We start from the raw sequence: 18,353 nt of genomic DNA, 5'->3' as shown, positions 1-18,353 counted from the left end.
GGTTACAGAGAGACGCCGGCAAAGGCCATAAAGCCCAGCGCCATCAATCCGGTGGAAATAAAGGTGATGCCAATCCCCTGCAGCCCCTCAGGGATGGCAGAGAACTTCATCCGCTCGCGCAAGCCCGCCAGCAGCACAATGGCCATGGCCCAGCCGGTGCCGGAACCCAGGGCAAACACCACCGATTCGGTCATGTTGTAGTCGCGGTTGGCCATGAAGATCACGCCGGCAAAGATGGCGCAGTTGACCGTCAGCAGCGGCAGGAAGATCCCTAGGGTCTGGTACAGGGCCGGCGCGTACTTATCCAGTACCATCTCCAGAATCTGCACCAGGGCGGCAATCACGCCGATGAAGGTGATCAGCTTCAGGTAGCTCAGATCCAGGTTGGGCAGGCCGGCCCAGGCCAGGGCGCCTGGTTTCAGAAAGTTAACGTAGATCAGCTGGTTTACCGGCACCGCCAGCGCCATAACCACGATGACTGCGACGCCAAGGCCAAAGGAGGTGGACACCTTCTTGGACACGGCCAGGAAGGTGCACATGCCCATAAAGAACGACAGCGCCATGTTGTCGATGAAGACCGCCTGCATAAACAGGCTAATGTAATGTTCCATGGAGATTCCTTAGCCTTTTTTGCGCTGAATGACGTGGATGGCCCAGATCATCAGTCCGATCAGGAAGAAGGCGCTGGGGGGCATCTTGAACATCTCGTTGGCCAGGTACAGGCCACCGTTTTCGGCGGTGGTGATCACCTCGTAGCCGAACAGGGTGCCGCTGCCCAGCAGTTCGCGGACAAAGCCGACGCCGATCAGGATCACGCCGTACCCCATGGAGTTACCCAGGGCGTCCACCACTGACATCAGTGGGCCGTGTTTCATGGCGAAGGCTTCCGCCCGCCCCATGACGATGCAGTTGGTGATGATCAGACCAACAAACACCGACAGTTTCTGCGACAGTTCATAGGCCACATCCTGCATCACCATGTCGACCACAATCACCAGCGAGGCGATGACGGTCATCTGGGCGATGATGCGCACGCTGTTGGGGATCATCTTGCGGATCAGCGAGATAATCAGGTTGGAGAACACCAGTACAAAGGTTACCGCCAGGGTCATTACCACGGCGGTTTCCATGGAGTTACTGACCGCCAGGGCGGAGCACACCCCCAGCACCTGCATGGCGACCGGGTTGTTGGCAAAAATCGGGGTTGTCAGAACCTGTTTGGTTGCGTTACTCACCTCAGGCCTCCTTGTTCAAGGTGTTCAGGAAGGTCTGGTAGCCTTCGGGGCCGAACCAGAAGCGCACGGCTTTTTGCAAACCGCGTCCGGTTTTGGTGGCGCCACTGACGCCATCGATGCCGTGGCTGTCGCCGGCTTTGGCGCCGCCTTTGACCACTGCCAGTACCGGCTTGCCGCTGTCGTCGAAGATCTGCTTGTCGTGCCAGCCCTTAAGCCACTGCGGATCCTTGAGGAAATCGGTCAGGCCGGGGGTTTCGCCATGCTCGGAGATCACCAGCCCTTCGATGGTGTTGAGATCGGGCTGAATCGCCACAAAGCCATACACCACAGACCACAGCCCTTTGCCGTGAATCGGCATTACCACGCTGGTCAACTGGCCGTTATCGTCGACGACTTTAAATACTCGGGCCTGATTGGCGCGGCGCTTGATGCGGGCCAGATCTTTTTTGGGTTTGATCGAGGTATCCGGGTTGATGGCTGCCATGCGGTCATCGAAGTCGAGAATCTCTTTTTCGCTCAGGTCGGCGGCCTTGCCGCTGTCCAGGTTCACCAGCACCGGGGTGACGTGCTTGTCGAACATCTCTTCGACGTCGCCCTCAATGTTGGCGGCCACCAGTACGTAGCGCTTCAGCTCACTGCGTTTTTTGACCAGCTTGCGCTCTTTCAAGACTTCGGCGGTGCCGGTAATCATAAAGGAACACAGCAGGCACAACACCACACTGAAGGTCATGGTGCCGAGCACAGAATCTTTATTAAAGGCCATTGCGTGCCTGCCTCCGTTTGATGTTGGCTCGCGCCACCAGGTAATCGAAAATCGGTGCCCACAGGTTGCTGAACAGGATCGCCAGCATCATGCCTTCGGCCATCTTGGGGTTGATAACCCGAATCAATACCGCCATCACCCCGATCAGTACACCGTAGGCCCAGCGGCCTTTACGGGTGTAAGTGCTGGTGACCGGGTCGGTGGCCATAAACAGCATGCCGATGGCAAAACCACCGCTAACCAGGTGCCAGGTCCACGGCATGGCGAACATGGGGTTGGTGGTGGAGCCAATCAGGTTGAACAGGGTGGCGGTGGCGACCATGCCGATGAACACCCCGCCGACAATGCGCCAGGAGGCCAGGCTCGACAGCATCAACAGGCTGCCGCCAATCAGCAGGGCCAGGGTGCTGGTTTCACCGACGGCGCCGGGGGTGAAGCCGAGGAAGGCATCCCACCAGGCGGCGTCACTGAAAGCCTGATACCAGGGGTAGTCGGCAAAGGGGACTTTGCCCGCTGCCGCCTGGGCCAGAGTGGTGGCGCCGCTGAAGCCATCCACGGCCACCAGTTGACCGCTGGCACCAAAGACAGTGGGGTAGGCGAAGTACAGGAACGCCAGGCCGGCCAGAGTGGGGTTGAGGAAGTTGCAGCCCATGCCACCAAACACCTCTTTGGCCATCACCACACCAAAGCTGATGCCCATGGCGACCATCCACAACGGGGTGGAGATTGGCACCACCAGGGCGAACAGCATGGAGGTGACGAAGAAGCCTTCGTGCAGCTCCTGGTTACGGACCCGGGCAAACACCACTTCCCAGAACAGGTTAACCAGAAGTGCAGTGGCGTAGATGGGCAGGTAGAAGCTGGCGCCGTAGCCAAACAGTGCCACGGCGGAGCTGTCCTGGCCGAGGGGGCCGAACAGGGCGTTAAACACGCCCAGTTGCCAGGCATCGGCGGCGGTCGCACCGGCTTGCAGCGCCAGTTGAGCCTGCAGCCCCTGGTTGTACATGCCAAACAGCATCGCTGGCATCAGGCACAGCATCACCACGTGCATGGTGCGTTTTACGTCGATGCCATCGCGAACGTGCACCTTACCCGACGTCGGCCGGGCATAGGTGATGAACAGCGAGCGCAGGTAATCCTTCATGGAGTTACCGTGGGCGTAGTAGGCGTCCTGGCCACGTTGGTTGTGATCAGTCATTACCCTTCCTTCTCAATAATGTCCAGGCAGGTGCGCAGCTCTTTGCCGAAGTCGTATTTACTCGGGCAGATAAAGGTGCACAGGGCCAAATCTTCTTCGTCCAGCTCCAATGCCCCCAGGGCCTGGGCTTCGTCGGTGTCCTGACAGATCAGGTCACGCAGCAGCAGGGTCGGCAGAATGTCCAGCGGCATCACCTTTTCGAACTGGCCATAGGCCACGATGGCGCGTTTGGAGCCGCCGGAGTGGGTGGTCAGGTCGAACTTCTTGTTGCGGGTGAACAGCGAGGTAACCGCCCGGGCGATGGAGAACCGCTGACGGCTGGGACGGGCCCAGGGCATTAATTGGCGCTGAGTGTCCTCGGTCAGGGCGGAAATCTGGTTATGGTAACGCCCCAGAAAATCCCGTGGGCCGGCGGCGGTGTGGCCAGACAGCAGTGAGCCGGACACCACTCGGGAGAATCCCGGCTTCAATTCCTGCTGCAGCAGTGGCGTTAACTCTGACCCCTGAGGTACTCGAACCAGTCGCGGCTGGGCAACGCTGGGTCCGGCCAGGGAAACCACTCGGTCGGTGTACAGCTCACCGGTGGTGAACAGCTTGCCGACGGCAATGACGTCCTGGTAGCCGATGTGCCACACCTGGCGCTCCAGGCTCACCGGAAGGATATGGTGAATGTGGGTGCCCACCAGCCCGGCCGGGTGGACGCCACCGAAACGATGGCTCTCGACCCGAGGCAGGTCGTGCCCAGGCAGGCTGCCTTGATCGTCATGGCATAGATGAACGCTGTGGTCGGTGAGTGCCGTCAGTACCGCCAGGCCATCGGCAAAGGCGCGTGCCTGTTCGTCGATGATGATTCGGGGATCCGCCGCCAGAGGGTTGGTGTCCATGGCGGTGACAAAGATGCCCGCCGGGGCACTGCCCGGCTGCGGAGCCCGGGAAAACGGACGCGTGCGAAGGGCGGTCCACAGGCCACTGCGAATCAGGTTGGATTGTGCCTGGGTGCGGGACAGTGAGGTCAGGTCGTCGTAGGCATCGAACTGCATCGCCTCGTCGCCTTCGATGCGAATCACCACTGACTGCAGCACCCGGCGGGCCCCCCGGTGGATGGCGGTCACCACGCCACTGGCGGGCGCAGTGTAGATCACCCCTTTGTTCTTTTTGTCTTCGAACAAAGGCTGGCCCTTCTTCACCACGTCACCCACCTCCACCATCATGGTGGGTTTGAGCCCGGCGTACTCTTCGCCAAGCAGGGCTACGTGGGATGGGCTCAGGCTGGATTCAATGAGTTGCCGGGGCTGGCCGGCAATGGGCACATCTAGGCCCTTCGTTATTGTTTTTACCTGGTCTGAGGAACTCGCCATCGCAAACATCAACCGTTAGAAATAGGACGAAAAATGATAAATCACACTTGAACAGACTTCCGATAGAGATGTCACATTTTGGCACTCAAATTGAAAGTTTTTACTTGTAAAGTTACAAGATTAGTGTGGCCGGCTTATCCAATTTGTTAAGGAATAAGCGCTTTTACCCTTCTCAATCATAGGTTTGTGTGATGGTGGCGACATTTGGCGGGCTTTTTGTGCTCGACAACCGGATTTTAAAGATGATCAAGCAACAACATTTCGCGTTTTTCGCGGTCTGACCAGTCGTCTCGAGAACCCGCTGCCACATCGCCGAAGGGGTGGTGGGAAATTGCTCGAATGGCGCAATTTCTCGGCGCCGGTTCTGATGGGGAAAATCGGCAAAAAAAAGCGGCGCTTGTGCGCCGCTTTTTGAATCCGGGTTTTCGGTTAGCCGTTGCGGGCTGCCATGGCCCGGGTCAGCACCGCCAGGGTGGTGCCGTTATGCAACAGCGCACTGGCTGCCGGATTGAGCCAGCCCATGGCGGCGGCCAGCATGATGCCGCTGTTGACCACTTCGGTCAGGCGAATGTTGCTGTTGATCAGCGTCATCGCCTCCTGTGCCAGTTGCCGTGCCTGGGCGATGCCCAACAGGTTGTCCTGCAACAGCACCACGTCAGCCGCCAGGTGGGCCAGGTCGGTACCGGTGGCCATGGCCAGGCCGACGTCCGCTTGAGACAAGGCCGGGGCGTCGTTGACGCCGTCGCCGACAAACAGCACCTTGTGCCCCTGCTGTTGCAGCTTGTCCACCACTTCGGCTTTGCTGTCCGGAGTCGCTTCGGCGAAGTACAGGTCGAAACCCAGTTCCTCGGTCAACTGACGCGCCTTGGAGGCGGTGTCACCGGTGAGCAGCACCAGGTTGCGAATGCCACTGTCGCGAAGTTGCTGCAGCGTTTGCTGCACCTCCTGGCGCAGGGTATCCCGCAGACCGATCACCCCGATGGGCTGATGTTCATTGGCCATGAACAGCAGATGCTTCCCTTCCGACTCCAACTGGCCGATGGTTTGCTCCAGGCTGCTGAAGTCGACCCCTTCATGGGCTTCCAGGTAGTGGCGGCTGCCAATCACCAGCGGATGATCATTGATGGAGCTTTTCAGTCCATGGGCGATGACGTAATCCACTTCGCCGTGCTCGATATGGGGCAGGGCGTGGTGCTTGGCGGCGTTGACGATGGCCTGGGCCAGCGGGTGATTGCAGTGCTCCTCCACCGAGGCGGCCATGGCCAGCAACTCCTTGGCGTTCTCCTGCTCTCGCAGGCAGATCACGTCGGTCACTTCCAGATCGCCATAGGTCAGGGTACCGGTCTTATCGAACACACAGGTGTCGACCTGAGCCAGGTTTTCCATGGCACGGCCGCCTTTAAGCAGCAGCCCCTGCTTGGCGGCACGGTACATCATCGACTTGAAGGTGACCGGTGTGGACAGCTTCAGGGCGCAGGAGTAGTCCACCAGGAATACCGACGCCAGTCGCTCCAGATCCCGGGTCATGGCGAAGACTGCGGTACCGATGGCCAGGGTGATTTTCACCCGTCGTTCGGCCATCTCCTGAGTCGCCAGCTGGGTTTGGCTCTTTTCGCCCAGGGACTGGGCGATGATGGCGGCGATCTGGGCGGTGGTGGTTTCACTGCCGACCTTGTCGATGCGCATCCTGACCTTACCGTCGTGGATGGCGGTGCCGGAATAGAGGTAGGCGCCGTCTTCCCGGCGCACCGGGACCGATTCACCGGTCAGGCTGGCCTGGTTCACCAGGGCCGTGCCGTCGACAATGTGACCGTCGGCGGGCACCATGTCACCCGGTCCCAGCAACACTTCGTCGCTGAGCACCAGTGCCTCGGAACTGATCTGTTGCTCCTGGCCGTCACGGACTACCCATACGGTGCTGTGCTTCGGCTGCATCAGCTCCGCCAGCAGGTTATCGCTGTTGCGACTGGTCTCCTGCTCCATGTACTCACCGGTGGACAGCAGGGTCTGGGTCAGCATGGCGGTCTTGTAATCGCCGCGCCAGGCCGACAGGCCAATGGCGATGGCATCCAGCACCTCCACGCCCAGCTTTTTGTCCTTGAGCTGCTCGACCCCTTCGTTCAGGGTCGGTGCGATCAGGGTCAGGGTGGAGGCGGCGGCGTAGCCTTTGGGAATGAAGCAGGCGGCCAGCAGACCCAGGGTATTGAGCGCAATGTCACCCCGGGTAAACTGGTGCTCACTGTCGCCCTGAACCGCCTGTTGCCAGTCCAGTTGCTGCAGCCGTTCGCTGATTTGCTGGTATTGAATCAGGTCGGCGTCGTAGCTCACAACCAGTGACTGGGCCGCTTCGTTGACCCGAACCGATTGCACGCCTTGCACCGACAGCAGTCCCAGTCGCAGCCACTCCGACAGACCCTCTAAGGGCTGGGCAGCCCCGAGCCTGAAGCGAACGCGTCCGGGAATGTGGTGTTTGACCACAACGTGAGTCATCAGTCTTCCTTATGCAGGTTGCGGTAGTACTCCAGTTCGGCCTGGGTGTCTTCCAGGCGCTCCTTGAGCTCTTCCACTTCACCACGAACCGTTGACCACACCTTGGTGCCGGTGTTGGCAACGCCTTGCTGCACTTTCTTGTTGGACAGCAGGTAGGCCACGGCCGCGCCGGCGACCAACCCGGTCAGCAGGTGGGTGCGGGAGTTCTGGCTCTGGTAAGGCGCAGGCTGAGACTGCACAGGCTGCTGAGCGTAAGGGTAGTAATAGGGATTAGGAGTCTTGTTCATTGCGATTTTCCATTAATTCGTCAATAAGGTAGAGGCTGGCGGCACCGGCGCACAGCACGGTGGCCAGAGACAACACCGGCCTGCCGGCCATCTGTCCGGCCACGGCGGTGGCCACGCCACCGGCCAGACCGGCTTTGGCCGCGTCCTTGAGCACCTTGGTGGTCATGTCGTTCACCGCCAGTTCGCCATTCTGGTACTGAGACCACTGTGATACCGCCGATGCCGTGCCTCCCAGCAAGGCGCTGGCAATCATGGTGCGGCTGGCCGGGCTCAGTTGGTTGGAGCCATTACTCATTACCGGCGTCCGCTTCGGCTACCGGGGCCTCGGCCTGTGGCGCGGCGGCTTGCGGTGCCTTGTCGGCCTCGGGTTGACGATGACGCTCTACGGATTCTTTGAACCCGGCCTTACCGGCGGCGAAAGTATCCTTAAACACATCGCTGGTCATGGAGACGTTGTCGCTGACGCTGGAGGCGGTTTGAGTGGCGGTCTGTTTGACTTTATCGGTACCGGTTTTCAGCATGTCGCCGGCGCCGCTGACCAGGTTCATCAGGTTGCCACGGACGTTGTCGTTACTGAGGATCAGTGCCGCTGCCGCGCCGATCATCGCCCCTTTCCAGAACTCTTTGTCGTCCACACCCAGCTTGTGCATCAGGTCTTTGAAAATACCGGCTTGTTCGCCCATCAGTCCTTCCAGCATCTGCTGACCTTGAGCCATCAGTGGATCAAAGCCGGAGTCTTGCTGCTGGCCCTGGTGCGGCGGTTGAGCGTAGTGGGGGTGATGGCCGTGGGGCACCTGCTGCTGATGCATCTGTTGGTGCATCTGCTGCATTTGAGGTGGCATCTGCTGCTGCATGTGTGGGTACATTGGCTGATGCATGTGCGGCGGATAGGGGTACATCGCCGGGTGTTGATAATGGGGGTGCATATGGGGGTAACCGTAAGGTGGGTACGCCATGTTTTGCTCGTCCTTGTTACTCATTGTGATTGACTCCGGCTTGATAAATTGGGGTTAAGGTGGTGATCAGTGTGGTGCAGGCATTGCTGGCCTGCTGCTCGCATGGGCTAAACAGCTGATCCAGCAGATCAGGGCAAATCACACCGTGATCGTATTCCAGGATCAGGCTGTTGCTGCTGGTGTTCAGTTGGTAGCGTTTCAATGGCGGAAACTGGGTGGCCTGCTCCATCGCTTTTTCGGCTTTAAATCGCGCCATCTGGGTGATCAGCGTGGAGTTGAACTTCAGTCTTATGCGCCCGGGGATGTGGTGGGCGACGTGCACCCACTGTCTCAGTTTTAAGACTTCTGAAGTCCATTCGGTCATAAATATCAATCAACTAGTGGCAGGAAGAATAAAGCGGATTCTCACACGAAAAAGCATCCAAAAACCTGTCCTGGATCAAAGAATTTCCGTTGTTTTCCTGTAAGAAACAAGCTAGTATAAATGGTAATCAATCTCATTCAGGATGTTGTTATGAGTACCTACATTCACAAGACAGAGCGTCGCCTGCGGGTTCGATCCGAGTTCATTCTCAATCACCCTGAGCAAGTGGCTGAGCTGATTGAGCAACTTAAAGAGATTGACGCGGTACTGAGTGTAACCCATAAGCGTTACGCTGGCTCGGTGGCGATTGTGTTTGATCATAATGAGATCGATGCCGATTCATTACTGGAGACCGTTGAGAGCCATGGCTGGTTACGCAGCCAGCAGCGCAGCGCCTTTGTCGAAAATGCGGTGAAAAACGGTTCTAAGACCCTGGTGAAAGGGGTGGCAATGATGGCGCTGAAGCGAGCCATCGGTCCCACCATGGTCCGCGCGTTGGCGTTTGCCTGATTGTCACTCTTCCTGCGACCTTCAGTGTCGCATCGCTGTGCCCCCGGGGCGTAAAGGTCGATCTTGTTCCTATTGACGGGCAGTAGACCGGCGCTGCCTATGCCTTTTTCTCACCGCTATTTTCCGATTACAGGGCGAATTTTTTACGGGCGCAGTTGCAGATGCCGCCCATCCTGGCTGGACAGCGCTTGCAGGGCGGGGATTTCAGTGGCAGGCGGGCCAGGGACAGGTTGTTGGTGACGGCTCTGGATTGAGGCGCCTGGGCGGTTGAGTTCATCGGTCGAAAGGTGAGGTTGCCGCCCTCATTAAACCACGACAACAGCGGATTTAGCGGGCTCATCAATTCCCGGGCGGCAGAAAGACCGGCATCCTGGGTGATGGCCAGCAGTTCACTGCGCACCTGGGGCGACGGGCCCGGCAAGATGCGAGTTGGCTTGGCTGTGGCAGTGCGGCCGGCTTTGGCCAACTTCTTCAACTTTTTCAGCGACGACGACATTTGCTTCCGCTAATAGTTATCATTTGCATCCATTATTGCGGTTTTTGGGCCGCATTTCCATTCTCTTTGGCCGTTGGTCGGTACGAAATTTTCGATGCATTGAATCGGCAGTGTCGCAGTGGCAGCGATGGGTCATCGATTCTGTAGGCATTTTTCGTCTTGGGCGGGAGCGATTGCAGCGTTGTTGCTAGGGCAATCTTCCGTTCCGCACCTTCGTTTTTAGCTCACATCGCTGACTGTCAGTGCCCCGCCCCCTGGCAGAGGGGCTGTGTCTCTTTCCCACCTTTAAAGTCGCCATCGCATGTAACTGGTTGTAACTACTGCCTTTAACCGCCAGGTGCCACATTTATTTCGGTGGTCGTGAGACACTGCCCTGAGGCTGGAGCTCGGTGCTTTCGGTATCGATTGAATTGGATTCGGGTTGGGTTTGGCCGCGGTCTGCGCCTGGGCTGTCATCAGCCATCGCTGGCACTCAGGTAAGTTTCGTCTTTGAATGCCCGGCGCTGTGCGCCAAGGGAGTCGGCAGAACGGTTTCTGCCGCTAACAACCACAAGGACAGGATTTATGTTTAGGACGAACGCACTGGCCCTGGCTCTGGCGGGGCTCAGCCTCGGCGCTCAGGCAACCGGGCTGCCCGACGGCGGCGACGTCGACAGCGGCTTTTATGAAGATCAGGCTGGTTTTCAGCAACTGGCCGAAGGCGTCGAACAGGGCTGGGGCTGGTCGGGCCCGGCCTCCAAGGCCGGCTTGTACAGCCTCGACAGTGATACTCGTGATGAACCCGAGCCGGACCCGGATCCGCTGCCGCCCAGCGAGCCGCGAAAGCTCTATGTGGCTCAGACCGATAGCTCGGATCTGGTGACGTTAAGCTGGGGAGCGTCCAACAGCGTTGGCATTGGTGACGGCTTTAGCTACAAAGTCTATAAGCAGTCCAAAGGCTACGGGCGCCAACTGATTGCCACTCGCAGCCAGGCGGGCAGTGTTAGCCATAATCTGGGCGCTGCCTCGGTGCAGCGACTGGCGGCGGCCGAAGACACCAGCACCAGCACCAGCACCAGCACCGATACCGGCACCAGTGACCCGGGGCCGAATGGCGACACTCCGGTGCGGTTTATTGTGGAAGCCTGTAACAGCGCCGGTTGCTCTAGGGATCAGATCAGCCCCTATTACGTGGTCAACCCCAGCGTCAGTGGCAGTACTCAGACGCTGCCGGCAGTGGCGCTGAGCCGACAATTGCTTGCCAGCGCCTCGATAGCGGCCAGGCAAACGCGACTGAAGAGCGCCAACGGTACCGGTTACAGCGGCGGTGAGCTGGCGCTGGCCCGAGGTATGTTGGGGCGGGGCATTGATGCCCTCAAGGGCGAGCCCATTGTCAGCAGCAACTGCTGGGTGGCTCAGGGGGACGCTCGGGTTAACGGCTACCCGCTGCGCATCAATGAGCAGAACTTCAGTTTCACCCAGGTGGATACCTACGAGAAGCTGCAGCGCAGCCTGGGACTGGAGAAGTCCGGTGGCCTGGGGCTGAAATTCGGCGGCTTTAGCTTTGGTTCCTCAGGCCGTAAAGCCCTGTATTCGGAAACCGAGAAGGTTACCGAAACCTCGGTGATTGTGGCTCGCTTTACCGATCATCAGAATCAATTCAGCGCCGAGCCAGCCCAGGTGATGGGCATGGCCAGCCACAATGTGCAGCAGCTGGTGGATGGCCGCAAGCTGGAGTTCCGCAAAGGCTGCGGTGACCGTTACATCGACTCCATTACCACTGGGCGGGAGCTGCTGGCGACCATTCGCATCGTCAATCAAAGCGAGACCTACAGCGAAACCAAGACCACCACCGCCGGCCTCAAAGCCAAGCTCAGCGCCTATGGCGCCGACGGTAACTTTGACACCAGCGAGCGCACCAGCATCAACAACGAGTACAAGAAGTACAGCTTCGAAGTGCTGGTGACTCAGCTCGGGGGCAGTGACAGCAGCAACATCTTGCACCTCAAGCACCCCAACGCCTTGATGGACGTTTTGCAGCGCTTTTCCGAGTCGGACAACAACGATTTGGTGGTGGTGAAGAGTACCGACCGGGAATACCCGATTCCGGCGCCCATTAGCGGTGACAGCCATTACGACGTATTCGCCAATTATCCCGTCTACCGCGACAAGTTGGCCACCTGGAGTCGCCTGGATGCTCAGGTTCGCGAACGCTGCTGGATGCTGGACAACCAGACCGTGGGCGACGAACCGGCGCTGATGACCGCCGATGCCCTGGGAGAGCAGTTCTATTACAACAACCAGACCCAGTCTGGCATGTGCGATGCCGGTAAGGCGCTGGTGGTGATGAACAGCAGCTACTGCGCCGAGCAGAGCGAGTGGGGCAAGTGCCAACTGCCCAACGACTCGGCCTGCATCGATGGCATCAATGGCGGCCAGTGCATGGATCGCCTCGAACACATCACTTACAAGGGCCCCAGGTACAAGAGTGTGCGCCTGGATGTGTCCCGGGGCGGCTGTGCCATCGGCCCGTGCAAACGCAGTCGCAGTGCTCAGATCTGCTTTAGCAACGACACGGTAATACCGGATTTCTCCCGCAATGAGGTGATCACCGACAGCTACCCCACCAAGCCGGTTGCCGGCATGGTGGTGGAGGTGGATCGTGCCTGGAATGTGAATTACGTGCGCAACTCGGTGGGTCGCAACAGCGCCGGCCATTACTGCCTGAACAGCGATGCCCAGGTGTATGGCAAGGGCGGTTGGGGCTCCGGCGGTCGCTACGAGTCCTTCAACCAGATGTTCGGATTTGAGAGTCGGCTGGTGGGCTACTCGCTGTGATTGGATAACCACTTTACGGGGTCGCCACCACGGCCCCGTTTTAGCACCCTGAGACACTATGTACCTAACCAAGATTTGGCCGGCAACCCACGCTGAGTATCAGTGCTTCATTCCGCCGGGATTGAGTGAACAACGAATTCCGTTTCAACAGGCGCCCCAGGCGCCGATGTTTGCCAAAGCGCCGTTACCGGTGGCGTTCGATTACAGCCGTTTTCTGGCCCGTTACCTGGGCGGCGGCGTGTGCCTGAAGCAGGGACGCACCGTGTCCCGACGCCGGTTGGGGTTGATTGCCGCCGGGCTGGCCACCGCCGATCCGCTGGCGGAATCGGTGCATGAGCAGGCCGAGGCTTACCTTCGTGGCATCGAGTTATTGCAGGGGCAGCCGTTCTCTCAAACCTTGCTGTGTCAGCTGCACCATACGCTGGATCCCCATCACCCACGTTCCGGCCGCATTCGTGAGGTACAAAACTGGATTGGTGGTCATTCACCGGACAGTGCTAACTGGGTGCCACCGTCGCCAGAAACTCTACATCGGTTGGTGGGGGACTGGTGCCAGTACGTGCGAGAGGTGTCGCTCTGGAACATCGGTCAGGCCATCGCCTGCACCACACAGTTTATTTGCCTGCACCCGTTTAACGACGGCAACGGGCGAGTGAACCGGGTGCTGTGTGATCACCTGTTTCGGTTGTCGATGGCCAGTGAGGGCCGGTTTGTCAGCCCGATTTTGTATCGACTCAGCCAGCGTCATAAGGGCTATTTCGACACCACTACCGCTCTGGAAGACGGTCAGTGGCAAGGGGTATTTGCCTTCTGGCAGCGGGCGCTGGACTGGAGCGTGGCCATCAGTGCGCGTTTCGATGACTGTGTGCTGAGCGCGCACCGTCAGGTGCAACAGCAGTTGGCCATGCGCTTGCCCAGTGCCGATGCCGCCACCTTGATTGCTACCCTGTATCAGCAGCCGATCACCACTCACCAGCAACTGATGCGCCAGCAGCGCTGGCCCATCGAACGGGCCGATGGCACCTTGAAGGAGTTACTGAGTTATGGCCTGTTGACCGAACACCGCTTGCGTCACCCAAAGGGGCAGCGGGTGTTTGAGTGCCCGATGGTGCTGGCGGCGTGGATGGAGATGGATGCACTGCTGTTTCGCTGTGACGGCAGCCAGGATAGGGGGAATCTGACATAAAAAAAGCCCACCTTGCGGTGGGCTTTTTCAGATGTTTGGTGGAGTCGGGGGGAGTTGAACCCCCGTCCGAAAAACCTACATCCTCGGTACTACATGCTTAGCCGACTCTTTTAGTTAACCCTTCGCAGCGCCGAGCGGCAGGCTTTGCTAGGGCGATCCAGATTAGTTTTAACGCTTTGTCTACTGGAGAAGACGCCACGCGATCCTATATGGCTTGACTACCTGATTCCTCACCCAATAGGCGGGGGGTTGGAGGTAGGCGATCTAACCGCTATTTAGGCGGCGATTGCGTAGTTTTCGTCGTTTGCGACTATTTAAATGCGGCTTTTTTACGAGGCCAACCGCACCTCGGCATGCACCTTGGGTTTCAAGAATCCCGTCGAATCCAAAATCGACCCCAGGAAACTGCAGTATACCACCGAAAGCGCGCTGGCTCCAAGCCCAGGCTGGGCAAGGTTTAAGCGGTTAGCGGTTGGAACCCTTCATGACCCGGGCTTTTTCACGGTCCCAGTCACGTTGTTTGGCGTCATCACGCTTGTCGTGCTGCTTCTTACCGAAGCCCAGACCAAACTCCAGCTTCACCCAGGCCTTCTTCCAGTACATGGCGGTCGGGATCATGCTGTAGCCTTTACGTTCCACCAGACCCATGAGGCGATCCAGTTCCCGGCGCTTGAGCAACAGCTTGCGCAGGCGCAGTGGATCCGCCACCACGTGGGTGGATGCGGTGTTCAGCGGCGTGATGGTGCAGGCGTGAAGGTAAGCCTCGCCATCTTTAATTTGAATGAAGCCTTCGGTCAGGTTTACCTTGCCCATCCGAAGGGACTTAACTTCCCATCCCTGCAGGGACAGACCCGCCTCAATCTTCTCCTCAATGTGGTACTCGTGTCGCGCCTTTTTGTTCAGGGCGATGGTTGAGGAGGTGGGCTTGGATTTCTTTGAATTTTTCTTAGCCATAGGCGCACCATTATACCCGTCTTAGACAGATTTGGTATGACCTTAGACGTTGGATTGGTACAATGGCGGCAGATTATTGATGGGAGATTGAGTGAATGCCGCAGATAAACCGCAGCGCACTGGTTCGATTCAGTGCGCAGCAGATGTACGACCTGGTCAACGACGTGGCGTCTTACCCGCAGTTTCTTCCCGGTTGCGTGGGGGGCGAGGTACACAGCCACGAAGCCGAGCAGATGGTTGCCACGGTTGCGGTGAAAAAAGCGGGCATCGCTCAGAGCTTTACCACCATTAACAGCCTGACCCTGAATGAAAAGGTGTCGATGAAGTTAAAAGAGGGGCCGTTCAGCAGTCTGCAGGGCGACTGGAGCTTTAAGGCGCTGACCGACAGCGCCTGCAAAGTGGAGTTGAGCCTGTCGTTTGAATTTGCCAATCCGGTGGCGCAGAAAGCCTTTGGTAAGATCTTTAACGACCTGGCTCAAAATATGGTGATGGCGTTTTCCGAACGTGCCAAGGAGGTTTACCGTGGCTGAAGGGTTTTCTGTGGATGTGGTGTACGCCTTGCCGGACGGGGCTACGGTGATTTCGGTGCAGGCGCATGCGGACAACAGCGCCGAGCAATTAGTGCGTGACAGTGGCATGCTGGCTCGTCATCCGGAAATCGACTTAACCAAGAACAAGCTTGGGGTGTTCAGCCGTCAGGTTAAGGCCGATTACCAGGTACAACCCGGTGAGCGCATCGAGATCTATCGGCCACTGATTGCCGATCCTAAAGAGGTGCGCAAACGTCGCGCCGAACAGGCGAAAGCTCCCAAGGCCAGCTAGGTTGGCTGCGATGGCATGAAAACAGGCTCCCTCGGGAGCCTGTTTGTGTTTGGGACTCAGTCCAGTCCCAGGGCATCCACCGGGTTGGGGTGGCGAAACAGATAGCCGAGTTGACGCTTGACCTTATCGCAGTTCACCAGCCGGTAGGGGCGGGGATCGGCGATAAAGATTGGCGGTGCCAGTCCGGCCAGTTCGCAGGAGCGGCTGTACAGCTCGCGGCGACTGGGGTGTTCACAGGCACTGGCGTTAAACACCTCGCCCCAGGCTCCCTGTTCGACGATGGCGCTGATGATGCCGATGCAGTCATCGCGGTGAATCATGTTGACCGGATCGTCGGCCCCCCCGAGTTCGCGCCCGGAAAAGTAACGCCCCGGTTGGTATTCGCCGCCAATCAGGCCCGAGAACCGCACCACGGTAGTGCTGACGTGCTTAAGGGAGGTAAAGCAGGCCTCGATGTCCAGCCAGGGGCAGTCGCTAAAGGGGGACTCAATCCGCTCCGCATCCGCCTCGGTGACTTCGCTGTTGTTTTGCGGGTACACCGAGGTGGCACTGATGAACACCAGCTTATCGATGGCCGACGCCTCGATGGCGGCCGCCAGGTGGGCCATCTGACGCAGGTAGAATTGAGGTTTACCATCCCCTTTGGAAGGGGGAATGGTGATCACCGCCACTCGGGCATTGAGCAGTGGGTGCCCGTCCAGGTCGCTGCTTGGAGTCAGTTGCAGTTGATGCGGAGTGATGCCGGCCTGGCGCAGCAGGGGCAATTTTTCACTGCGGGTGGTACTGCCAAGCACCGGGTGGCCGAGATCGGCAAAATGTCGGGCCAGAGGCAGGCCGAGCCAGCCGCAGCCAATGATGGTGATGGGGGTCATGATCGCGTCCAATTAATTGAGCATGAGAACTATTCTCATTAATTGGGCGAAGGATTGCAAAGACCGGGATCAAAAAAGCCGGCGATGCCGGCTTTTTCGTTAAGGCGTGGTGACCTCTGGGGTGGTCAGCGCCGAGTCGCTCAATGGCGTATTGAATTGCTCCGACAGGGTGTAGTCACCGGTAATCTGGGTCACCTTGTCGTCGCGGAAGCTGACCACAAGCTCTTTGCGGGTCAGTTCGTTGGTGCGGCCATTTTTGTATTGGTACACATAGTACCAGGTGTCATCGGCAAAGCTGTCGCGCAGTACCGGACGGCCAAGAATGAACTCAACCTGCTCCCGGGTCATTTCGATGCGCAGTTTTTCAACCTGATTGTCTTCGATGAAGTTGCCTTGCGGGATGTCAATCTTGTACACCATCCAGTCGAAAACCGAACATCCGCTGAGGGTTACTGCGGCCACTGCCGCCAGTAACAAGTGTTTGAACTGCTTCATGCTGTTTGTTTTTGTCCCCTAAACGTGAGCCCCGATGATACCCCAGCCTTGAAGTGGCACAAAGGGAAAATGTTACCAAACTGAGACTCGTAAAGGTCGCTATGGTTCCCTGCCGTTCGTTGGTTGCCGGCAGACAGATATAAAAAAGGCCGGCAATGCCGGCCCTTGGGTTCACTCATGAGGAGGGAGTGGGATTACAGTGCGCCTTTAAACAGGGCAGAAATCTCTTCGTGGGTGGCTTGCTTAGGGTTAGTCAGGCCACAGGCGTCGTTCAGGGCGTTGGTTGCCAGAGTCGGAATGTCTTCCTCTTTCACGCCCAGCTCGGTCAGGTTGGCTGGAATGCCGATGTCCTTGGACAGAGCGCGAATCGCTTCCAGGGCCGCTTCGGCGCCTTGCTCGTCGGTCATGCCGCTGATGTCGACACCCATAAATTGAGCCACTTTGGCCAGACGCTCTGGTACAACCTGAGCGTTGTATGCCTGTACGTGAGGCAGCAGGATGGCGTTACACACACCGTGTGGCAGGTCGTAGAATCCACCCAACTGGTGCGCCATGGCGTGCACGTAACCCAGGCTGGCGTTGTTGAAGGCCATGCCGGCCAGGAACTGGGCGTAGGCCATCTGGTCACGGGCAGCGATGTCCTGACCGTTATTAACCGCATTACGCAGGTTGTCGGAAATCAGGGTAAAGGCTTTTTCCGCGCAGGCATCGGTGATGGGGTTGGCGGCGATGGACACGTAGGCTTCCACAGCGTGAGTCAGTGCATCCATACCGGTTGCCGCGGTCAGCGCCTTAGGCTTGTCCAGCATCAGCTCAGGATCGTTCACCGACAGCAGAGGAGTGGTGTTCTTGTCGACGATGGCCATCTTAATGTGACGCTCTTCATCAGTAATGATGCAGAAGCGAGTCATTTCAGAGGCGGTACCGGCGGTGGTGTTGATGGCTACCAGAGGCATCTGTGGCTTGGGAGACTTATCCACGCCTTCGTAGTCGGCAATGCTGCCACCGTTGGCGGCGACCAGGGCGATGCCCTTGGCGCAGTCGTGTGGGGAACCGCCACCCAGGGAGATAACGAAATCACAGTCGTGCTCTTTCAGCAGCGCCAGACCGGCGTTAACGTTGCCCACGGTTGGGTTAGGTTGAGTACCGTCAAAAATTACGGTTTCCACCCCTTTGGCAGTCAACTTGGCGGTCACCTTGGCAACCAGGCCCACTTCAACCAGAACCTTATCGGTTACGACCAAAGCGCGTTTAAAACCCAGTGCGGCGATATCGTCGGCGGCGGAGTCTACCGCGCCGGTGCCCAGAGTGTTAACTGATGGGATGAAGAACTTTGCAACTGACATGGCCAGTCTCCTATCAAAGTGAAATAAAATCTCTATCTGGGGCCAAAATAACGCTAAATAGGTAGGCTTTGTGTGATATGGCACCTATTTTTGTGTGAAAATTACAGAAAATGGCGAGAATACTACTTATGTAAAAAAAGAAGCAAAATCGGCGACTTGAGTGGCAAAATTCAGAATAACGTGCGGAAATACCGCGATCTGGAT

At 58.1% G+C, this 18,353-nt stretch carries 19 protein-coding genes, 1 other RNA gene and 1 pseudogene; 5 read left to right on the top strand and 16 right to left on the bottom strand.

What is annotated here, in order from left to right:
- Nucleotides 1-2 precede the first annotated feature (2 nt).
- The 10 genes from nqrE to H598_RS24725 all read right to left on the bottom strand — a co-directional run bounded on the left by nqrE (nt 3) and on the right by H598_RS24725 (nt 8,651).
- The gene (gene nqrE, locus H598_RS0116340) at nt 3-611 is read right to left on the bottom strand and encodes an NADH:ubiquinone reductase (Na(+)-transporting) subunit E (protein WP_028113951.1); all 609 of its coding nucleotides are present in this window, start codon (nt 609-611) and stop codon (nt 3-5) included.
- A gap of 9 nt (nt 612-620) precedes the next feature.
- Complete coding sequence (locus H598_RS0116335) at nt 621-1,235, bottom strand: NADH:ubiquinone reductase (Na(+)-transporting) subunit D (RefSeq protein WP_028113950.1); 615 nt, start codon at nt 1,233-1,235, stop codon at nt 621-623.
- A 1-nt stretch (nt 1,236) separates the two neighbouring features.
- On the bottom strand, nt 1,237-1,998 hold the full coding sequence (locus H598_RS0116330) for a Na(+)-translocating NADH-quinone reductase subunit C (RefSeq protein ID WP_028113949.1): 762 nt from the start codon (nt 1,996-1,998) through the stop codon (nt 1,237-1,239).
- Entirely contained in the window at nt 1,988-3,196 is a 1,209-nt protein-coding gene (locus tag H598_RS0116325) for an NADH:ubiquinone reductase (Na(+)-transporting) subunit B (protein ID WP_028113948.1), read from the bottom strand. Before H598_RS0116325 ends, H598_RS0116330 begins: the two co-directional genes overlap by 11 nt.
- A complete protein-coding gene (locus tag H598_RS0116320; protein ID WP_028113947.1) occupies nt 3,196-4,554 on the bottom strand; it encodes a Na(+)-translocating NADH-quinone reductase subunit A in 1,359 nt (452 codons plus the stop codon). Before H598_RS0116320 ends, H598_RS0116325 begins: the two co-directional genes overlap by 1 nt.
- A 429-nt stretch (nt 4,555-4,983) precedes the next feature.
- Complete coding sequence (locus H598_RS0116310; RefSeq protein WP_028113946.1) at nt 4,984-7,044, bottom strand: heavy metal translocating P-type ATPase; 2,061 nt, start codon at nt 7,042-7,044, stop codon at nt 4,984-4,986.
- Nucleotides 7,044-7,331, bottom strand: a complete 288-nt coding sequence (locus tag H598_RS0116305) for a YtxH domain-containing protein (RefSeq protein ID WP_028113945.1) — start codon at nt 7,329-7,331, stop codon at nt 7,044-7,046. The genes H598_RS0116310 and H598_RS0116305 overlap by 1 nt, the downstream gene beginning before the upstream one ends.
- On the bottom strand, nt 7,315-7,626 hold the full coding sequence (locus H598_RS0116300; RefSeq protein WP_028113944.1) for a magnetosome protein MamC family protein: 312 nt from the start codon (nt 7,624-7,626) through the stop codon (nt 7,315-7,317). The genes H598_RS0116305 and H598_RS0116300 overlap by 17 nt, the downstream gene beginning before the upstream one ends.
- Nucleotides 7,619-8,311 carry a hypothetical protein gene (locus H598_RS24730; RefSeq protein ID WP_051252798.1) on the bottom strand — a complete coding sequence of 231 codons (693 nt, stop codon included), beginning with the start codon at nt 8,309-8,311 and terminating at the stop codon, nt 7,619-7,621. Before H598_RS24730 ends, H598_RS0116300 begins: the two co-directional genes overlap by 8 nt.
- Entirely contained in the window at nt 8,304-8,651 is a 348-nt protein-coding gene (locus H598_RS24725; protein ID WP_051252797.1) for an HMA2 domain-containing protein, read from the bottom strand. The genes H598_RS24730 and H598_RS24725 overlap by 8 nt, the downstream gene beginning before the upstream one ends.
- Before the next feature lie 150 nt (nt 8,652-8,801).
- Here H598_RS24725 and H598_RS0116285 point away from each other — a divergent pair, with 150 nt between their 5' ends.
- Nucleotides 8,802-9,161: an HMA2 domain-containing protein gene (locus H598_RS0116285; protein WP_156897076.1), complete on the top strand. Its 360-nt coding sequence runs from the start codon at nt 8,802-8,804 to the stop codon at nt 9,159-9,161.
- 127 nt (nt 9,162-9,288) lie between these two features.
- On the opposite strand, the gene H598_RS24720 is transcribed toward H598_RS0116285, so the two are convergent.
- Nucleotides 9,289-9,657: a hypothetical protein gene (locus H598_RS24720; protein WP_051252796.1), complete on the bottom strand. Its 369-nt coding sequence runs from the start codon at nt 9,655-9,657 to the stop codon at nt 9,289-9,291.
- Between the two features lie 564 nt (nt 9,658-10,221).
- On the opposite strand from H598_RS24720, the gene H598_RS0116275 reads away from it, so the two are divergent.
- Both H598_RS0116275 and H598_RS24715 read left to right on the top strand, forming a co-directional pair.
- Nucleotides 10,222-12,474: a hypothetical protein gene (locus H598_RS0116275; RefSeq protein WP_028113942.1), complete on the top strand. Its 2,253-nt coding sequence runs from the start codon at nt 10,222-10,224 to the stop codon at nt 12,472-12,474.
- A gap of 58 nt (nt 12,475-12,532) precedes the next feature.
- Nucleotides 12,533-13,660, top strand: a complete 1,128-nt coding sequence (locus H598_RS24715) for a Fic family protein (protein WP_051252795.1) — start codon at nt 12,533-12,535, stop codon at nt 13,658-13,660.
- 36 nt (nt 13,661-13,696) lie between these two features.
- Here H598_RS24715 and ssrA read toward each other — a convergent pair.
- Together ssrA and smpB are read right to left on the bottom strand one after the other, a co-directional pair.
- Nucleotides 13,697-14,059: a transfer-messenger RNA gene (gene ssrA / locus H598_RS26145) on the bottom strand.
- A 66-nt stretch (nt 14,060-14,125) separates the two neighbouring features.
- Nucleotides 14,126-14,614 carry an SsrA-binding protein SmpB gene (gene smpB, locus H598_RS0116265; RefSeq protein ID WP_028113941.1) on the bottom strand — a complete coding sequence of 163 codons (489 nt, stop codon included), beginning with the start codon at nt 14,612-14,614 and terminating at the stop codon, nt 14,126-14,128.
- Nucleotides 14,615-14,709: 95 nt separating this feature from the next.
- Here smpB and H598_RS0116260 point away from each other — a divergent pair, with 95 nt between their 5' ends.
- Both H598_RS0116260 and H598_RS0116255 read left to right on the top strand, forming a co-directional pair.
- Nucleotides 14,710-15,144, top strand: coding sequence for a type II toxin-antitoxin system RatA family toxin (locus H598_RS0116260; protein ID WP_028113940.1), 435 nt, complete (start codon nt 14,710-14,712; stop codon nt 15,142-15,144).
- The gene (locus tag H598_RS0116255) at nt 15,137-15,436 is read left to right on the top strand and encodes an RnfH family protein (RefSeq protein ID WP_028113939.1); all 300 of its coding nucleotides are present in this window, start codon (nt 15,137-15,139) and stop codon (nt 15,434-15,436) included. Before H598_RS0116260 ends, H598_RS0116255 begins: the two co-directional genes overlap by 8 nt.
- A 56-nt stretch (nt 15,437-15,492) precedes the next feature.
- Here the strand turns inward: H598_RS0116255 and H598_RS0116250 are convergent, their stop codons facing one another.
- The 3 genes and pseudogenes from H598_RS0116250 to yiaY all read right to left on the bottom strand — a co-directional run bounded on the left by H598_RS0116250 (nt 15,493) and on the right by yiaY (nt 18,149).
- The gene (locus H598_RS0116250) at nt 15,493-16,308 is read right to left on the bottom strand and encodes a Rossmann-fold NAD(P)-binding domain-containing protein (protein ID WP_028113938.1); all 816 of its coding nucleotides are present in this window, start codon (nt 16,306-16,308) and stop codon (nt 15,493-15,495) included.
- Nucleotides 16,309-16,416: 108 nt separating this feature from the next.
- Nucleotides 16,417-16,803: pseudogene (locus H598_RS24710) on the bottom strand (outer membrane protein assembly factor BamE); the annotation flags it as partial.
- 194 nt (nt 16,804-16,997) lie between these two features.
- On the bottom strand, nt 16,998-18,149 hold the full coding sequence (gene yiaY / locus H598_RS0116240) for an L-threonine dehydrogenase (protein ID WP_028113937.1): 1,152 nt from the start codon (nt 18,147-18,149) through the stop codon (nt 16,998-17,000).
- Between the last annotated feature and the right edge of the window lie 204 nt (nt 18,150-18,353).

It is taken from the genome of Ferrimonas kyonanensis DSM 18153, assembly GCF_000425405.1.
Lineage (GTDB): Bacteria > Pseudomonadota > Gammaproteobacteria > Enterobacterales > Shewanellaceae > Ferrimonas > Ferrimonas kyonanensis.
The sequence above is the reverse complement of the archived record's forward strand: the minus strand, read 5'-3'. Positions and strand labels throughout refer to the sequence as shown.

Bases quoted from the DNA above. Each gene is read 5' to 3' on its own strand.
- smpB (WP_028113941.1), bottom strand. From the start codon at position 14,614: ATGGCTAAGAAAAATTCAAAGAAATCCAAGCCCACCTCCTCAACCATC.
- H598_RS24725 (WP_051252797.1), bottom strand. From the start codon at position 8,651: ATGACCGAATGGACTTCAGAAGTCTTAAAACTGAGACAGTGGGTGCAC.
- H598_RS0116250 (WP_028113938.1), bottom strand. From the start codon at position 16,308: ATGACCCCCATCACCATCATTGGCTGCGGCTGGCTCGGCCTGCCTCTG.
- H598_RS0116300 (WP_028113944.1), bottom strand. From the start codon at position 7,626: ATGAGTAATGGCTCCAACCAACTGAGCCCGGCCAGCCGCACCATGATT.
- H598_RS0116275 (WP_028113942.1), top strand. From the start codon at position 10,222: ATGTTTAGGACGAACGCACTGGCCCTGGCTCTGGCGGGGCTCAGCCTC.
- H598_RS0116325 (WP_028113948.1), bottom strand. From the start codon at position 3,196: ATGACTGATCACAACCAACGTGGCCAGGACGCCTACTACGCCCACGGT.
- H598_RS0116310 (WP_028113946.1), bottom strand. From the start codon at position 7,044: ATGACTCACGTTGTGGTCAAACACCACATTCCCGGACGCGTTCGCTTC.
- H598_RS0116285 (WP_156897076.1), top strand. From the start codon at position 8,802: ATGAGTACCTACATTCACAAGACAGAGCGTCGCCTGCGGGTTCGATCC.
- H598_RS24730 (WP_051252798.1), bottom strand. From the start codon at position 8,311: ATGAGTAACAAGGACGAGCAAAACATGGCGTACCCACCTTACGGTTAC.
- H598_RS24715 (WP_051252795.1), top strand. From the start codon at position 12,533: ATGTACCTAACCAAGATTTGGCCGGCAACCCACGCTGAGTATCAGTGC.
- H598_RS0116320 (WP_028113947.1), bottom strand. From the start codon at position 4,554: ATGGCGAGTTCCTCAGACCAGGTAAAAACAATAACGAAGGGCCTAGAT.
- H598_RS0116260 (WP_028113940.1), top strand. From the start codon at position 14,710: ATGCCGCAGATAAACCGCAGCGCACTGGTTCGATTCAGTGCGCAGCAG.
- nqrE (WP_028113951.1), bottom strand. From the start codon at position 611: ATGGAACATTACATTAGCCTGTTTATGCAGGCGGTCTTCATCGACAAC.
- H598_RS24720 (WP_051252796.1), bottom strand. From the start codon at position 9,657: ATGTCGTCGTCGCTGAAAAAGTTGAAGAAGTTGGCCAAAGCCGGCCGC.
- H598_RS0116305 (WP_028113945.1), bottom strand. From the start codon at position 7,331: ATGAACAAGACTCCTAATCCCTATTACTACCCTTACGCTCAGCAGCCT.
- H598_RS0116330 (WP_028113949.1), bottom strand. From the start codon at position 1,998: ATGGCCTTTAATAAAGATTCTGTGCTCGGCACCATGACCTTCAGTGTG.
- yiaY (WP_028113937.1), bottom strand. From the start codon at position 18,149: ATGTCAGTTGCAAAGTTCTTCATCCCATCAGTTAACACTCTGGGCACC.